14 protein-coding genes, 1 tRNA gene and 1 other annotated feature are annotated in these 17,186 nt (G+C 43.3%); of the genes, 1 reads left to right on the top strand and 14 read right to left on the bottom strand.

The genetic code is table 11. The features are described 5' to 3' along the window. Positions 1-7 precede the first annotated feature (7 nt). The 7 genes from LC036_RS11495 to guaB form a co-directional block, all read right to left on the bottom strand. Positions 8-619 carry an NAD(P)-dependent oxidoreductase gene (locus LC036_RS11495; RefSeq protein ID WP_226582378.1) on the bottom strand — a complete coding sequence of 204 codons (612 nt, stop codon included), beginning with the start codon at positions 617-619 and terminating at the stop codon, positions 8-10. Between the two features lie 266 nt (positions 620-885). Then, positions 886-978 (bottom strand) — tRNA-Ser (locus LC036_RS11490). 178 nt (positions 979-1,156) lie between these two features. Continuing rightward, on the bottom strand, positions 1,157-2,431 hold the full coding sequence (gene serS / locus LC036_RS11485) for a serine--tRNA ligase (protein ID WP_226582376.1): 1,275 nt from the start codon (positions 2,429-2,431) through the stop codon (positions 1,157-1,159). A gap of 50 nt (positions 2,432-2,481) precedes the next feature. Continuing rightward, positions 2,482-2,703: a binding site (T-box leader), on the bottom strand. Positions 2,704-2,739: 36 nt separating this feature from the next. Next, entirely contained in the window at positions 2,740-3,330 is a 591-nt protein-coding gene (gene pdxT / locus LC036_RS11480; RefSeq protein WP_226582373.1) for a pyridoxal 5'-phosphate synthase glutaminase subunit PdxT, read from the bottom strand. 17 nt (positions 3,331-3,347) lie between these two features. Beyond that, on the bottom strand, positions 3,348-4,232 hold the full coding sequence (gene pdxS, locus LC036_RS11475) for a pyridoxal 5'-phosphate synthase lyase subunit PdxS (RefSeq protein WP_226582371.1): 885 nt from the start codon (positions 4,230-4,232) through the stop codon (positions 3,348-3,350). A 115-nt stretch (positions 4,233-4,347) separates the two neighbouring features. Continuing rightward, complete coding sequence (locus LC036_RS11470) at positions 4,348-5,682, bottom strand: serine hydrolase (protein ID WP_226582369.1); 1,335 nt, start codon at positions 5,680-5,682, stop codon at positions 4,348-4,350. A 96-nt stretch (positions 5,683-5,778) separates the two neighbouring features. Beyond that, complete coding sequence (gene guaB, locus LC036_RS11465; RefSeq protein ID WP_226582367.1) at positions 5,779-7,248, bottom strand: IMP dehydrogenase; 1,470 nt, start codon at positions 7,246-7,248, stop codon at positions 5,779-5,781. Positions 7,249-7,622: 374 nt separating this feature from the next. Here guaB and LC036_RS11460 point away from each other — a divergent pair, with 374 nt between their 5' ends. Continuing rightward, positions 7,623-8,342, top strand: coding sequence for a YaaC family protein (locus LC036_RS11460; protein WP_226582365.1), 720 nt, complete (start codon positions 7,623-7,625; stop codon positions 8,340-8,342). 22 nt (positions 8,343-8,364) lie between these two features. Here LC036_RS11460 and LC036_RS11455 read toward each other — a convergent pair whose 3' ends face one another. From LC036_RS11455 to dnaN, 7 genes are all read right to left on the bottom strand, one after another. Continuing rightward, positions 8,365-9,453: an HD-GYP domain-containing protein gene (locus tag LC036_RS11455; RefSeq protein WP_226582363.1), complete on the bottom strand. Its 1,089-nt coding sequence runs from the start codon at positions 9,451-9,453 to the stop codon at positions 8,365-8,367. A gap of 79 nt (positions 9,454-9,532) precedes the next feature. After that, entirely contained in the window at positions 9,533-12,079 is a 2,547-nt protein-coding gene (gene gyrA / locus LC036_RS11450; RefSeq protein ID WP_226582362.1) for a DNA gyrase subunit A, read from the bottom strand. A gap of 105 nt (positions 12,080-12,184) precedes the next feature. Next, the gene (gene gyrB / locus LC036_RS11445; RefSeq protein ID WP_264188287.1) at positions 12,185-14,107 is read right to left on the bottom strand and encodes a DNA topoisomerase (ATP-hydrolyzing) subunit B; all 1,923 of its coding nucleotides are present in this window, start codon (positions 14,105-14,107) and stop codon (positions 12,185-12,187) included. A gap of 67 nt (positions 14,108-14,174) precedes the next feature. Further along, positions 14,175-14,456 carry an extracellular matrix regulator RemB gene (remB, locus tag LC036_RS11440; protein WP_226582360.1) on the bottom strand — a complete coding sequence of 94 codons (282 nt, stop codon included), beginning with the start codon at positions 14,454-14,456 and terminating at the stop codon, positions 14,175-14,177. A gap of 9 nt (positions 14,457-14,465) precedes the next feature. Further along, positions 14,466-15,578, bottom strand: coding sequence for a DNA replication/repair protein RecF (gene recF / locus LC036_RS11435; RefSeq protein ID WP_226582358.1), 1,113 nt, complete (start codon positions 15,576-15,578; stop codon positions 14,466-14,468). Between the two features lie 15 nt (positions 15,579-15,593). Beyond that, positions 15,594-15,815, bottom strand: coding sequence for a S4 domain-containing protein YaaA (yaaA, locus tag LC036_RS11430; RefSeq protein WP_226582356.1), 222 nt, complete (start codon positions 15,813-15,815; stop codon positions 15,594-15,596). Between the two features lie 175 nt (positions 15,816-15,990). Further along, positions 15,991-17,130, bottom strand: coding sequence for a DNA polymerase III subunit beta (gene dnaN / locus LC036_RS11425; RefSeq protein ID WP_226582353.1), 1,140 nt, complete (start codon positions 17,128-17,130; stop codon positions 15,991-15,993). Between the last annotated feature and the right edge of the window lie 56 nt (positions 17,131-17,186).

Below are 17,186 nucleotides of genomic sequence, written 5' to 3'. Positions count from 1 at the left end.
ATCTAACCTAGTAAGCCATTCCTGCCGTTTGTTTTACATATTGATCTTTTTCTAAGGACTGTAAAAGAAAGTGAGCAACATCACTTCTGTTGATTCTCTTTCCTCCTTCAGGTACAGCCTCCGATAAACGGTAAGTACCTGTTGTATCCCCATGATCCAGCCGCATCGGACGAGCGATTGTATAATCCAGATCAGCGGCCATAATCAGATTCACAGCTTTTCTATGATCCTCAAGAACGTTCTTTAGAATGATTTGGGACATCCATCCCGTAAAGCCTGGAATCTCCTTATAAATACCGGCGGAAGCCACATATAAGAAACGCTTCACATCATATTCTTTCATTGCATCCACGATATTCCCCGTCATCCTTGTCAGTGTATCTTTAGATTTCAAGCCTTCCGAACCCAGGCAGGAAACTACGGCCTCTTTCCCTTTGACTGCCCGCTTCACATCCGCTTCATTTAATGCATCCCCTTGAAGGATTTCAAGATTTTCATTCGTTCCTGTCCACTTCGAAGGAGTACGTGCAAAAGCTGTCACATGATGTCCCGCTTGTAAAGCCTGTTCGACAAATGCTTTTCCGGTTCCCCCTGTCGAACCAAATACGACAATATTCATTCGCTCACCTCTCCTTTAAGATCTTCTATTTTATTATACAATGAAAAAAGACGATCTCTTAACAAAAGGTCCAGGGGATATGTATGCGGTACAAACTATTGCATAGGATAAAGACTCCCTGATGGACATTCAGCCAAAAAAGTCCTCTCATCTATGTAGGATGAGGGGACACGAAAATGAATCCAATAAAAAAACCGTTACAAGCTGTAACGATTTTTGTTCTATAAATCTCCAATATTTATGCGCTATTGTTGATATTAATAATATGGCGGAGGAGGAGGGATTCGAACCCCCGCGGGGCGTAAACCCCCTGGCGGTTTTCAAGACCGCTCCCTTCAGCCGGACTTGGGTACTCCTCCGTGTGACCGACAAATAATATATTATCATGGTCGGCTTCATTCGTCAACAAAATACAAAAACTTTTTTAAGTTTTTTTGTTGGGGAATGCCAGCTACTTTGTCATTATACAAAGTTCACTTTCGGGAGTCAAATAAGATATAAAAAAGCCGTGTCGAAAAAAACACGGCTCGTTCTATATTACTGAATCACTTTTTTACCACCCATATATGGACGAAGAACTTCAGGAACGACAACTGTACCATCAGCCTGCTGGTAATTCTCTAAGATAGCAGCCACCGTACGGCCGATTGCCAGTCCAGAACCATTCAATGTATGGACAAATTCCGGCTTTCCTTTATCCTCTCTGCGGAAGCGGATGCCTGCACGACGTGCCTGGAAGTCTTCAAAGTTAGAGCAGGAGCTTATTTCACGGTAGGTCTCCTGACTCGGAATCCAAACTTCTATATCGTATTTCTTAGCTGCCGTAAAACCTAAGTCTCCTGTACACATGCTCATGACACGGTATGGAAGCTCCAACAGCTGAAGGACTTTCTCGGCATGCCCTGTCAGCTGTTCAAGGACTTCATAAGATTCCTCAGGCTTTGCAAGCTGTACAAGTTCAACTTTATTAAATTGGTGCTGACGGATCAAACCTCTGGTGTCACGGCCGGCAGAACCTGCTTCAGAACGGAAATTCGTGCTGAACGCTACGAACTTCTGTGGAAGATCATCAGCAGATAGAATTTCCTCACGGTAGTAGTTTGTCACGGGTACTTCTGCTGTTGGAACAAGGAAGTAATCCCAGCCTTCAATCTTGAAAGCATCCTCTTCGAATTTTGGAAGCTGTCCTGTCCCTGTCATGGCAGAACGGTTGACCATCTGCGGAGTAAGCATTTCCTGATAACCATGTTCATCAGAATGGAGGTCCATCATAAAGTTAAGCAGTGCACGCTCAAGACGCGCTCCTAAGCCTTTATAGAAAACAAAACGACTCCCTGTGACTTTAGAGGCTCTTTCAAAGTCCAAAACGCCAAGATCAGCAGCTACATCCCAGTGCGGTTTCGCTTCAAAATCAAAGGAAGGAAGTTCCCCGACTTTTCTCGCTTCTATATTGTCGTCTTCATCTTCTCCGACCGGTACGCTCTCATGAGGGATATTTGGAATAGATAGAAGCAGGGTTTCAAGTTTCTCTTCTACTTCTTTTAATTCCGCATCCAATGTCTTAATCCGATCTCCAACTTCTTTCATTTCCTTAATCTTATCATCTGCGTCTTCTTTGGCCTTTTTCAGCTGGGAAATCTCTTTAGATACCTCATTACGGCGGGCCTTTAACTCTTCTGTTTCCTGAATTAATTTCCGGCGGTTACCGTCTAAATCACCAAAAGCATCGAGGTCAGATAAATCTTCCCCGCGTTTTTTTAACTTCCCTTTTACTTCGTCAAAGTTTTGGCGCAAGTATTTCATATCCAACATTGTTTTTTCCTCCTTAAAATAATGAAATATAAAAAAGCTCCCGTCCCTGATAAAGGGACGAGAGCTTTGCTTTATGCTTCCCGCGATACCACCCAAGTTGAAGGTACAATGGACCTTCCGGCTTCACTCATAACGGTGAGTACCGGTCTGACCTACTCTTTTCAGTCAGACACTCAAGGATGGATTCACATGGCTTCTCCGTCAGTTTACACCAGCCACTGACTCTCTTTGAGAAGAAGGGACATGCTACTAGTTCCTGTCATCGCGTTCATTATCGTTTGTGTTACATAAGATTAGCGGATTTCAAATTATAATGCAAGTGTTTTTTCAGCTTCTTTTACCATATCGACAAAATGTTCGGTTAAACGATGATCATCTGTCAATTCAGGATGGAAAGAACAAGCCAGGTATTGATCCTGCTGTGCAGCAACAATATGACCATCATAGCGCGCTAACACTTTCGTATTCCCTTCCACTCCTTCAATATAAGGAGCACGAATAAATACGGCATTGAAATCTTCCGCTACACCTTCAATATCAAGCTCAGCTTCAAAGCTTTCACGCTGGCGTCCAAAAGCATTCCGGCGGACTTTGATATCCATGACACCCAGGTGAACGTCATAGGAACCATCGATTTCTGAAGCGAGTAAAATGAGACCGGCACAAGTACCGAAAATCGGCTTTCCGCTCTTTCCGAACTCACGAATAGGCTCTAAAAACTCATACTTATCGATCAGTCTGCGCATGGTTGTGCTTTCGCCGCCAGGGATAATCAGGCCATCGATCTCCTTCAGCTGTTCTGTCTTTTTCACAACGACAGCATGAACACCCGCTGCCTCAACAGAACGTACATGCTCACGGAAGGCTCCTTGAAGGCCTAATACACCAATTGTTGTCATGCTGCATTCTCCCTTTCTTACTGGCTGCGGTCCTGCATACGCTGTTCAGGAGTAAGGTTGGACATTTCCATGCCTTTCATTGCCGTTCCAAGACCTTTAGACAATTCACCAATCAGCTTGTAGTCATCATAGTGAGTCGTAGCTTCAACGATTGCACGGGCAAACTTCTCTGGATTATTGGACTTGAAGATTCCAGATCCGACAAATACTCCATCTGCTCCAAGCTGCATCATAAGGGCTGCATCTGCTGGAGTAGCAATTCCACCGGCTGCGAAGTTTACGACTGGCAGACGGCCTTCTTCACGAATTTCCATTAGAAGATCGAATGGTGCACCGTTATCTTTCGCATAGACCATTACTTCATCTTCAGAAAGACCACGAAGGTGACGAATTTGGGATTGAACCTGACGCATGTGGCTTACGGCTTCTACAATGTTACCAGTACCCGGCTCACCTTTTGTACGAAGCATAGATGCACCTTCGCGAATACGGCGGGTAGCTTCACCTAAGTTACGGCAGCCGCACACAAAAGGAACGGTATAATCATCTTTTTTAATGTGATAGATTTCATCAGCTGGAGTAAGAACTTCACTCTCATCAATGTAATCGACACCCATTGCTTCAAGAACACGTGCCTCTGTAATATGTCCAATTCTAGCTTTTGCCATAACCGGAATAGAAACAGCGTTCATCACTTCTTCGACAATTGTCGGATCAGCCATACGAGCAACTCCGCCAGCTGCACGAATGTCTGCTGGTACACGCTCAAGCGCCATAACAGCAACAGCACCTGCTTCTTCTGCTATTTTCGCCTGTTCAGCGTTTACGACGTCCATAATGACGCCACCTTTTTGCATTTCTGCCATCCCGCGTTTTACGCGATCCGTACCTGTTTGTGACATGTTAATTCCTCCCTAACCGCTATATAGTCCAAGCATTTGATTTTGAATCATCGATACTTACTCTCTATTGTACCGTATTCCCGTACTAAATCCCACTAATTATATAGGGATTTTATCAGCTGAACCAGCCTTTTACCATATCCACAGCACCTGTGAAAATATCCCCAAAGAAATCACCGACAGCACTTAGTGTAAGCATAAACCAATTCGATTTTTCGACAGAATCTGCCGCCACTACATCTACCGTCTGACCTTCATTAGATAGAATGTTGCTGTATTGATCTTCCCCACTATAGACAAGTGTGGCTGTTCCTACCTTCTGCCCCTTTTCAACGGGTGCAACAAGATTGCCATCCTTATCCAGCTGATCTTCTGCAATCGTAATTTTAAGATCGTATAAGTCTTCTTCTCCATTTTTCACAAGTGTACTTAAGGCTTCACTCGTTTGAATGGCTACTTCATCTTCTTTCCCTTTGGATACAGAAAGAGAAGAGTGGTCTTCTGTCGTTTCACCGGCAGCAAAAAGTTCCTGACGCGTAAATTGATTGAACCCGTAATCAAGAAGCGTTTCTGTCTGCGTAAACCGGGATGTTCTGGACTCTGATTTCATAACAACAGAAATAAAGCGTTGTCCATCACGTTCAGCTGTCCCTGTAAAAGTGTTCCCTGCAAGTTCCGTATAGCCTGTCTTTAAACCGTCCATGCCCTCATAGGCAAACTGATCTAAATTCTCTCCCGGCATTCCAGGAAGCATCCAGTTCCAGTTTGTAACTGTTTCTCCAGCAAACTCAAGTGTCGGTTTGCTTGATACTTCTAACGCTTCAGGATAATCATTAGTCAGACGATATCCAAGAAGTGCTGCGGATTTAGCCGACAGCATATTCGTCTCATCCGGACCTGTGCCTTCAGGGTAGTTGTCTCCCAAATGTGAGTTATTCAGTCCTGTAGCATTGACAAATTTATAGTCAGGAAGACCCATTTCTGCGGCTTTTTCATTCATTAATTTAACGAATTCGCCTTCTGTACCTGCAATCTTCTCAGCCAGTGCAATGGTTGTAGCATTATCTGAGTTGATCGCCATAGCTTCATATAATTCACGTATCGTATATTCTTCATTTAATTTCAAGCCTACACCCGAGAAGTCCGGATTGGCCGATATATCAAAAGCATATTGACTAATTTGTGTTGTATCATCCCAGCTGATCTTTCCTTGCTCGACCGCTTCCATAACGAGATATTCTGTCATCATCTTCGTCATACTAGCAGGAGGCAGTGTTAAATCAGCCTCTTTCTCAAAAAGAATTTTACCTGTTTCTGCGTCCACGAGTATTGCCGACTTTGCTCCAACATCTACACTTGCATATGTATGTCCAGGATTTGTGCCGATAGCAAAAAACCCGATTAACACTGCCATCAACAAGGCCATAGATGTTTTAAATCTTTGTGTCAACTTTTCTCAACCTCCACCCTTAAAATATACATCTCCGTTATTTTATCACATGCGTATATAAAAGAATAGACAGGGAATAGTCCCTGTCTATCTAGGTCATATGGAGTAGTTCGGTGCTTCTTTTGTAACTTGTACATCGTGCGGGTGACTCTCTCTTAGACCGGCGCCGGTGATTCTTGTAAATTGAGAGTCTGTTCTTAAAGCGTCAATGGTAGGGGTCCCACAGTAGCCCATTCCGGAGCGGATGCCTCCAAGAAGCTGGTGGATCGAATCTGCGAGAGGTCCTTTATAAGGCATACGTCCTTCGATGCCTTCTGGAACCAGCTTCTTCGCTTCCTGGTCGTTTTGGAAATAACGATCTTTGGAACCTGATTCCATCGCACCAACAGAACCCATCCCGCGATACACTTTGAAACGGCGGCCTTGGAAAATTTCCGTTTCTCCCGGGCTTTCAGATACACCAGCAAGCAGACTACCAAGCATAACAGCATGTCCACCAGCAGCCAGTGCCTTCACGATATCGCCGGAGTATTTAATTCCTCCGTCCGCAATTACGGGTTTATTGTGCTTTTCAGCTTCTCTTGCACAATCATATACAGCTGTAATCTGCGGTACGCCGACACCTGCAACGACACGTGTTGTACAGATTGATCCTGGACCAATCCCTACTTTCACAACGTCCGCACCAGCTTCAATGAGTTCACGAGTAGCTTCCGGCGTTCCCACATTACCTGCAATGATGTTGATATGAGGATGACGGTCACGGATACGTTTCACTTGTTCAATAACCCCTTGGGAGTGTCCATGTGCTGTATCGACAACCAGCGCATCGACGCCGGCTTCGACCAGCTTATCAATTCTTGTCATAGCATCAGCTGTCACACCTACAGCGGCGGCACAGAGGAGACGCCCCTGCTCATCTTTGGCAGACTGAGGAAATTCAATCACTTTCTCGATATCTTTAATTGTAATAAGGCCTTTCAAAATGCCTTGGTTATCAACCATTGGCAGTTTTTCAATTTTATACTGCTGAAGGATTTTTTCAGCTTCATCAAGCGTTGTACCTACAGGTGCAGTAACAAGATTCTCACTGGTCATCACTTCACGGATCTGCATAGAGTAATCTTCAATAAAACGGAGGTCTCGGTTTGTAAGGATTCCGACAAGTTTCTGCTCTGTTTCGTTGTTCACAATAGGAACACCAGAAATACGGAATTTACCCATTAAGTGTTCAGCATCAAAGACTTGATGGTCCGGGGTCAGGAAGAATGGATTAGTGATGACTCCACTCTCTGAGCGCTTCACTCGATCCACATGTTCGGCTTGTTCTTCAATTGACATGTTTTTATGAATGACACCAAGTCCACCCTGGCGCGCCATGCCGATAGCCATTTCAGCTTCTGTCACTGTGTCCATACCAGCACTGATAATTGGCATATTCAGACGCAGAGTTGGGGAAAGTTCAGTTTTCAGAGAAACATCCCTGGGTAATACATCAGATTTCGCAGGCAAAAGTAATACATCATCGAACGTTAATCCTTCTTTAGTAAACTTGTCTTCACGCATGCTTGACCTCTCCTTTTCTTCCTTTTAATAGTTTGGGTAAAAGTGGGGAATATAAGTGGTAAATGTTCTGACACCATTTCTTATTGTTATTTACAATACGACAATGATTGGGGTTTTTCAACCATAAAAAACGGGAATGAGTATTTGTTTTAACTCTGTTGATTATTGGTGTCGTTTTCACAGAAAATTTATGTAAGTATATGGGGGAAATTATTTCGAAATATAGATAGGCATAAATGGGGCCTGCCTGGAGAAGGATTCGTTTTCACAGCCCTACGTTCTTACTAAAATAGTCTAAGCTAAGTCTTCACAATAAGGAAGATTATATAAATTTCCCTAAGTGAACAATAGAAACCAAAAAAGGAGGTGGATGGATGCAGGAGAATGAAACAATCCTTACTTATCTACAGGTTACCGCTCATACGAGACCATTTCTGCAGGGGTGTTATGAAAGAATCAACCACCCAAAGAGTGATCATCATGCCTACAATAATGCTGAACGCTTTATCTACGGCTTAACTCTCGGGAAAGATTATTGGACGGCCGCCCTTCACACACCGTTTAGTGTAAAACCTCTTTTGTTTTATTATGGATTGAATCATTATATAAAGAGCTGTCTGCTTACCGTAGATCCTGGTTATCCAGCCACAGCGAAAGTACTGGCACACGGGCTCTCCACAAGGAAGAGAAAGAAGCAGCACTATCGTTTTTTGGAGGATGATATCCGTATACAGCCGCACGGACTGTTTCCTCATGCTGCCCGCCACTTATTTCAATTTGAGTCACAAAAAGAAAAAATTTCAATGGATGAACTTCTTCGTCCACTTCCTTCTATGAAAACTCTTTATTCGTTCAAGGGACGGGATCAACAAGAAGAAACAGAACAACAATGGCCGGAACTATTAAGTTATCTTGCGGTTCTCTATAACCTGAGTATGCTTGTTCGATATGAAGGGGAATGGTGGGGAGAAATGGAACAGATGAAAGACCGTGAAGATTATGTCTTTGTGGTTCATTTTCTCGATTCATGTACAAGGCAAATTCCTCATTTAGTTTCTGATTGGTTAAAAGACCAATTCACATCCCTCTCTTAGACATGAATTGGTCTTTATTTACTCAATCATATACTTCCTCAATATGAAGGTGGAGGTGTTCTTTCAGGTGCATAATCTCTCCGCTGTCCTCCAAACGAATCATTGGTCTTGTCGGATGATGGTTCTCAGCAAAAAGCACTTCAGCTCTTCGGTTATCTGATAAACGAATATTTGTTCCTGTAGAAAAATTCGCCATCTCTTTCACAATGGCACTAATAACCCGGTGATCATAACGACCGAATTGTTCCTGAAGGATCTCTTCCAGAACCTTGTACGGTGATTTCTTCCGGCGGTACATTCGTTCAGAGGTCATGGCATGATACATATCACTCACGGCAATAATTTGACTGAATGGGTGTATCTTTTCCTGCTTCAATCCGAGTGGATATCCTGTCCCATCTAAACGTTCATGATGCTGCAGAATAGCTAATTTTGCGTGGCTGCTCAAGGAAGATATTTTTTCGACCTGTCTATAAGCATATGTCGGGTGGTTCTTCACTTGTTCAAATTCAGATTCCGTAAGAGCTCCCTGCTTCCACGGGATACGGGTTGGCAGCTTTGACATCCCAGAGTCGCTCAAAATCCCTGCTAAACCGATCTGAACCCAATCTCCATATTCATACCCCATTAGATAAGCCAGATAGCCGGACAAGAGGCCCATCGATACGCTGTGGTGATAGATATAATCTTCACCAGAAGAAAAGTGATAAAGGTAGAACACATCCTCTTTGGAATCGACGACTTTTTCCAGCAAGGGAACGAACCACTTTCGAACTTCAGCCATATCAATAGGTGCTCCACCCTGCCAGGATGTAAACCACTTCTTATACGTTTGAACGGCTTCTAAATACTCGTGATGAAAGGACTGGAGGGGTTTTGACTGATCCCGATCGGTCGTCTCTTCAGCTTGAATCGTGTTTGATTGATTAATAAGAGAACCATTTAATTTTCGATTAGCTATTTCCACATGCTCAATTTCAAACTTCATCAAAAGGTTGATATGTAAGGGCTGAAGGATTGTATTCTTTGGAATAATGGGACGGCTGGTCCGACCCATGACATCTTTCATTAATAGACAACCAGGTTCCAATTGAGAAGACAGGACTTTCATAAGCTTCCTCCACCTTTCACTCTTTTCTATATAAAAAAGCCGCCTGTCGCTAGATCGACAGGCGACTCATTATCGTTCATTATGATTCATCTGAGTCTTCTTCTGTTGTTTCCGCATGATCTACAAGTGTAGGGTCTGCGTCATTGCTTGATTCTTTTTCTAAGGCTTCATCAATCATTTCTTCTTCTTCTTTTTCTGATTCCACCCGGGCGACGGTCGCTACTTCTTCACCGTCTCCTAGACGAATTAAACGAACACCTTGAGTGTTTCGTCCTGTTTCAGAAATACTTTCCATCGGCATACGGATTAAGACGCCGCTTGCCGTAATAATCATGATGTCTTCTTCCCCGTTAACGGCCTTGGTTGCGACCACTTGTCCATTTTTATCTGTTAAATTACAAGTGATGATTCCTTTACCGCCACGGTTCGTAATCCGGTACTCATCTGCAGGTGTCCGTTTTCCGTAGCCTTTACTTGTTACAGTAAGGACTTGAAGGGAATCATCTAAGATCTCCATGGAAACAACTTTGTCGTCTTCACGTAGAGAGATTCCTTTCACACCGGCTGCTGTACGGCCCATCGCCCGGATTTGATCTTCGTTGAAACGGATTAAATATCCATTCTGCGTCCCGATCATGATGTCTTTTGTGCCATCCGTCAGTCGGACCGAGATCAATTCATCATCTTCTCTTAGTCCAAGGGCAATCAGACCTCCACGACGGATATTCGCAAATTGAGATAGAGTGGTCCGTTTCGTAATTCCATTGCGTGTCGTAAAGACAAGGTACCAGTCATCTACAAAGTCTTCGACTGTAATGACCGCATTGATCCACTCGTCCCGCTCGACATTCAGCATATTAATAATTGGAATTCCTTTAGCTGTACGGCTGAATTCAGGTACTTCATACCCTTTTGCTTTATAAACCTTCCCTTTATTGGAGAAGAATAAAAGCGTGTTATGAGTAGAAGTGGATAGCAGGTGTTCTACGAAATCCTCTTCATGTGTACCCATACCTTGTACTCCCCGTCCTCCTCTTCGTTGAGAACGATAGGTACTTGCAGGGAGACGTTTCACATAACCTTGGTGGGTCAAGGAAACAATGACGGTTTCTTCTGGAATCAGATCTTCATCTTCAATGAAGTCTGTACCGCCAAGAATGATTTCCGTGCGGCGCTCATCATTATAGCGTTCTTTAACATCAAGAAGTTCTTCACGGATGATTTCAAGAACTTTTTCATCATCCGCTAAGATCGCTTTTAGTTCAGAAATGAGCTGCACAATTTCCTGGTACTCATCTTCAATCTTTTCACGCTCAAGACCTGTCAAACGCTGCAGGCGCATATCCAGAATGGCCTGAGCCTGCTTTTCGGACAAGCCGAAACGATCCATAAGTCCGGTCCGTGCGATCTCTGTTGTTTGGGATTCACGGATCAGGGAAATAACTTCATCCAGGTGATCGAGCGCAATTCTTAAACCAGCCAGAATGTGAGCGCGTGCTTCTGCTTTTTTCAGCTCATATTCTGTACGCCTGCGAATGACAACTTTTTGGTGATCAAGATAGTGTTCCAGACATTGTTTCAAGTTCAACACTTTTGGATGACCGTTCACAAGTGCGAGCATATTAATACCAAATGTCGATTGTAAGGCCGTCATTTTGTATAGGTTGTTTAGAAGGACATTCGGGTTCACATCACGCCGCAGTTCTATGACCACCCGCATACCGTTACGATCGGATTCATCTCTCAAATCCGTAATTCCGTCAATTTTCTTGTCGCGGGCAAGGTCGGCAATTTTTTCTACGAGACGGGCTTTGTTCACCTGGTAAGGGAGTTCCGTCACAATAAGTCGAGCTTTGCCGTTTGCCTGCTCTTCAATCTCAACATCAGCACGAACGGTGATGGATCCTTTTCCAGTCTCATAAGCTTTACGAATTCCGCTTAAACCGAGAATTTTACCAGCTGTCGGGAAGTCAGGACCATAAATATAATTTTCCATTAGTTCCTGAATGGTAATTTCCGGGTCCTTACTTAAAGCGAGGACAGCATCAATGACTTCTCCCAGCTGATGAGGCGGGATATTAGTCGCCATTCCAACGGCAATTCCTGAACCACCATTGACAAGTAAGTTCGGGAATTTAGCCGGCAGTACGACAGGCTCCCGCTCTGTGCCGTCATAGTTGTCGTTATAATCAATCGTATCCTTGTTGATGTCTCTTAGTATTTCCATTGAAATTTTGGACATACGCGCTTCTGTATAACGCATGGCAGCCGCTGCATCTCCGTCCACAGAACCGAAGTTCCCGTGTCCATCAACAAGCATATAGCGGTAGTTGAAATCCTGCGCCATACGAACCATGGTATCGTAAACAGCGGAATCGCCGTGAGGGTGGTACTTACCAATAACCTCTCCGACGATACGAGCTGATTTCTTATAGGCTTTATCTGCGTGCATCCCTAAATCATGCATCGCATATAAAATTCTCCGGTGTACAGGCTTCAATCCATCCCTTACATCAGGTAAGGCACGGGCGACGATAACACTCATCGCATAATCCAGGAATGATGTACGCATTTCCTGGCTGATATTGATTTCCTGCACGCGTGGGCGTTCGGGTTGATCAACCATTCTTTTTACCTCCTAGTTGCCTCTAAGGAGGAGAAAGCTTTCTTCTGCTTTCCCCATTCTTTCTCGTCACTCTAATGACGTCTAAGATGACAGTAATCTATTCCATTAAACATCAAGGTTTTGAACATATTGAGCGTTTTCCTGAATGAAGTTACGACGTGGTTCAACTTTGTCCCCCATCAGGATATCAAACGTTTCATCCGCACTAATGGCATCTTCAAGACTGACCTGAAGCATTGTACGTGACTCCGGATCCATCGTTGTTTCCCACAGCTGCTCAGGATTCATTTCTCCAAGACCCTTGTAACGCTGGACACCTGGTTTTGGTGAGTTCGACAGCTCTGCAAGCTTCGCATCCAGCTGTTTGTCACTATACGTGTAATAGATGGCTTTCCCCTGCTGAATCTTGTAAAGAGGCGGCTGGGCGATATAAATATAGCCATGCTCGATTAATGGACGCATATAACGATAGAAGAACGTTAATAGTAAAGTACGGATATGAGCCCCATCCACATCGGCATCAGTCATAATGACAATCTTGTGGTAACGGGCTTTGGAAATATCAAATTCTTCTCCAATTCCCGTACCTAAAGCTGTAATGATGGCACGTACTTCATTATTGGAAAGAATCTTATCAAGCCGTGCTTTTTCAACGTTAATAATTTTACCTCTTAGCGGCAGAATCGCCTGAAAATGGCGGTCACGCCCCTGTTTAGCCGACCCTCCGGCAGAGTCACCCTCAACAATATACAGTTCAGAGATATTGGCATCTTTGGAAGAGCAGTCCGCCAATTTACCAGGCAGGTTGGAGACTTCCAGAGCATTTTTACGGCGGGTTAACTCACGCGCTTTCTTCGCAGCCATACGGGCTCTTGAAGCCATTAACCCTTTTTCAACAATAATCTTAGCCATATTCGGATTTTCAAATAGGAACTTTGAGAACCCTTCTGAGAACATTGCATCGGTTACCGTACGGGCTTCACTGTTACCAAGTTTTGTTTTCGTCTGACCTTCGAACTGAGGATCAGGGTGCTTGATAGAAATGATTGCCGTAAGACCTTCACGTACGTCGTCCCCCGTCAAGTTGGGATCTGTATCTTTGAACATGCTGTTTTTCCGCGCATAGTCATTGATGACACGAGTCAGACCGGTTTTAAAACCAGACTCATGGGTACCACCTTCGTACGTGTGGATGTTATTGGCGTAGGAATAAATGTTACTTGCAAACCCATCGTTATACTGCATCGCAATTTCAATCGAAATTTCATCCTGTTCATCTTCTATGAAAAAGGCTTCATGAAGCGCTTCGCGTGTGCGGTTCATGTGTTCAACATAAGACAGAATTCCACCTTCGAAGTAATAATTGACAGCTTCATCGTCTGTACGTTTATCATCGATCGTAATCGTTAATCCTTTATTAAGGAACGCCAATTCCCTTAAACGGTTGGCCAGAATTTCAAATTTATATTCCTGTGTTTCTGAGAAAATCTCAGGATCTGGCTTGAACTTAATCTGCGTTCCGGTATGATCAGTTTCTCCGATCACTTTCAAGTCTTCTTCCGGCACACCGCGATGGTAGGCCTGGTAGTGAATTTGACCATCTCTATGAACGAATACTTCCAGCTTTGTAGATAAGGCATTTACGACAGAAGCTCCAACACCATGGAGACCTCCGGATACTTTATATCCGCCCCCGCCAAACTTACCACCAGCATGCAGAACAGTCAGAATGACCTCTACAGCCGGACGGCCTGTTTTTTCCTGGATACCCACTGGAATTCCGCGGCCGTTATCCATAACGGTAATGCTGTTGTCTTCTTCAATACTCACTTGAATATGATCGCAAAAACCGGCCATTGCCTCATCAATACTATTATCGACAATTTCCCAAACCAAGTGGTGGAGACCTTTCTCGTTGGTTGAGCCAATATACATACCAGGACGTTTACGGACCGCTTCCAGTCCTTCCAGTACCTGTATCTGACTCTCATCATATGTTTGTTGTTCTTCGATAATATCTTCCTTCATGGTACTCACCTACATTTCTCAAGTGGTTTACGTTAGATCTTTTCCGCCAAGAATCTATCTCTATTTATCAATCGGACTCTTCCGAGTAATCTTCCAGCCTGTTCAAAGTGGTCATCATATTGGCTCGTTTTTTAAGGGTATAAACAGAAAGGGGACTGAAATATATAACATCACTGGTTACGACAATCGCTTTTGGCTGATGTTCCTGAGTCTCCATCACCCGTCTGTTCTTCCTTTGATTGAAAATCATTTCCTCAATGATAGAAGAAGAGGAAATTAAGCTATGGTCAATAATCGCTACAACATCCTTGGACTGAATGACATGATCATCACCAATGTGAATGAACAATTCGCCACCTCATTTCTCTATCGTTCCTTCTTTCACACGGAAAATATCCGCTTCCTGCAATACTTCATGCTCGATTCCATCGATGCTGGTCGTGGATACAAAGGTCTGTACTTTTCCTTGAATGGTATAGAGCAAGTGTGACTGTCTGTAATCATCCAATTCACTAAGAACATCGTCTAAAAGTAAAATCGGGTACTCGCCCACTTCACTATGAATCAATTCAATTTCAGCAAGTTTTAAAGATAAGGCTGTCGTTCGTTGTTGACCTTGTGAACCATATGTCTGGACATCTTTTCCGTTCACGTAAAATACCAGATCATCTCTATGTGGTCCTGCCAAAGTGGTTCCACGCTCGACTTCCTTTGATCCAATCTCTTCGAATTTCTCAGCATACGTCTTCTTTATTGTTTCCAAATTCATATCCTCTGATACTCGAACACTTGCATCATACGAAATTTCTAATTCCTCCAGCTGTCTGCTTATTCCCTCATGGATCGGTGTCGCCCACGAACGAAGCAGCTGAAGGAACTTAAACCGCCGTTCTACAATCGTTGCTGCATGCTCCATTAATTGATCCGTCAGGACGGAGAGCATTGTCCGGTCAGCCCCGGGTTTTCGCTGCAGCTCTTTCAGCAGGTGGTTTCGCTGCCTCAGAATCTTTTGATACTGACCTAAATGATAAATGTAGGCAGGCTGGATCTGACCGATTTCCATGTCAATAAACCGACGACGCACCTGAGGACTCCCCTTAACGAGATTGAGATCCTCAGGTGCAAACATAACAACATTTAAAGCGCCGATGTAATCACTTAGACGCTTTTGTTCAATATGATTCAACTTCGCTTTTTTCCCTTTATTGGAAATGATGATCTCCAAGGGAAAGCGACGATTTCGTTTATAGATAGTCCCTTTTATTTTACCATATTCCTTGTCCCACTGTATCAATTCTTTATCTCTTGGAGTTCTGTGGGACTTTGTAAAAGCCAAAGCGTAGATGGCCTCCATTAAATTGGTTTTCCCCTGGGCATTCTCACCAATGATGACGTTGATCGTATGGTCGAAAGTCAACGAAAGTTCATCATAGTTACGAAAGGAACGCAATGACAATTCATTGATATACATAGGTTTTTCTTACCCTCAGCCTTCTTTGGCTACAGTGAAGCTTCCGAATTCTTCAATCTCTACTGTATCGCCCACGTACAGTTTGCGGCCCCGGCGGTTTTCAAGCTCGCCATTTACCAAAACTTCAAATTCAGCAAGAAAGATTTTCACCATTCCTCCTGATTCGACAACATTCGCTAATTTTAGAAATTGTCCTAACGGAATGTACTCTGTACTAATTTCAATTGCTTCGCTCATTTATTTCACCCTATTCCATAATTTCACCTATCTTTTATTTTACTAAAGATACGTGTGTAAAGAAAGTCCAACACATACATCCTCGTCATTCATCTGTTTTGACCACCAAATAAAATAAGAAGGCGCCATTATGAAAGTCATAAAAGCACCTTCTTATTATTTTAAAAGGTATTCCTTAGTAGGTTCTGACAGGAAGGATAAGCTGGAGGATTTGATCATCGTCTACTGGACGAATCAGGAACGGACGCATGGCTCCTGTAAATTCTACTTTTACTTGATCATAATCAACAGCTTTCAAGGCATCCATCATATATTTCGCACTGAAAGAGATTTTGAGATCTTCCCCTTCGACATCATTCGCCATTACTTCTTCGACAACATTTCCCACTTCGGGAGAATTCCCTGTGATCTCTAAATGATTATTCTCCTTGGTCATTAAGCGTACCACATTATTTCTATTCTCTTTAGCCAGAAGGGAGGCACGATCAACCGATTGCAGCAATTCTTTTGTATCGATTTTAACAATCGTTTTGCTTTGTTCTGGGATAAGTCGGGATGTTTCAGGATAATTTCCGTCAAGTAAGCGGGAAAGGAAATAAAGATGCTTCGTACGGAAGAGTACCTGATTGTCCGTGACACTCACTTCGATCGTATCTTCAGAGTCAGCTAGAATCTTGTTCAATTCAGTCAGACTTTTTCCTGGGATTACAACAGCTGGCAGGGATGTCCCTTCCGGCTGCTCAAGTGGAATCTTACGAGAAGCGAGCCGGTGACTGTCTGTCGCAATAAACTCAAGCTCGCCATCTTCCATTTTTACATGGACACCGGTAAGAATAGGTCTTGTTTCTGAAGTAGAAACGGCAAAGACGGTTTGACGAATTAAATTTTTCAACAGGTCAATCGGGAGTTCAAAGCTTTCCTCAGTGTGAAGCTGAGGCAGCTGTGGATATTCCTCAGGATCCTGTCCATTTAAGTGGAACTCAGCATTTCCTGATCGAATGGTGACGTTTCTTGAATTGTCACTTTCAATTTCTACTGTATTTTGAGGAAGCTTACGTACGATATCCGGGAAGTACTTCGCTTGTAAAACAAGACTTCCTGGTTCGATATCTTCTACATATACAATTCCGTCTTCTTCACTAGGAATAAAAGATTCAATAGAAATATCAGAATCACTACCTGTAAGTTTAACTCCTTCTGTTGTTGCTTCTATTTTCATACCGGTAAGAATAGGAATCGTTGTTCTTGAGGATATGGCTTTCATAACATTTTGGACACTATCGATTAACTGGTCCCTTTGGATAACAAATTTCATTTCATACACTCCTCCTATTGAGCATATATTAATTATTTTTATTTAAAAGTCCGTAG

The organism is Halobacillus litoralis (genome assembly GCF_020524025.1).
GTDB classification, from domain to species: domain Bacteria; phylum Bacillota; class Bacilli; order Bacillales; family Halobacillaceae; genus Halobacillus; species Halobacillus litoralis_D.
The sequence above is the reverse complement of the archived record's forward strand: the minus strand, read 5'-3'. Positions and strand labels throughout refer to the sequence as shown.